Annotated in this window: 1 rRNA gene; it reads right to left on the bottom strand. The window is 50.5% G+C overall.

The window, feature by feature from the left end:
* Nucleotides 1-222: ribosomal RNA gene (locus tag J5M67_RS29495) — 23S ribosomal RNA — on the bottom strand; the annotation flags it as partial.

Below are 222 nucleotides of genomic sequence, written 5' to 3'. Positions count from 1 at the left end.
CTAGTCCCCGTTCGCTCGCCACTACTAAGGGAATCTCGGTTGATTTCTTTTCCTCAGGGTACTTAGATGTTTCAGTTCCCCTGGTTCGCCTCTTGCACCTATGTATTCAGTACAAGATACCCAGCTTATGCTAGGTGGGTTTCCCCATTCAGAGATCTCCGGATCAAAGTCTGTTTGCCGACTCCCCGAAGCTTATCGCAGGCTACCACGTCTTTCATCGCC

Source organism: Pseudomonas sp. 30_B (genome assembly GCF_017491605.1).
GTDB lineage: Bacteria > Pseudomonadota > Gammaproteobacteria > Pseudomonadales > Pseudomonadaceae > Pseudomonas.
The sequence above is the reverse complement of the archived record's forward strand: the minus strand, read 5'-3'. Positions and strand labels throughout refer to the sequence as shown.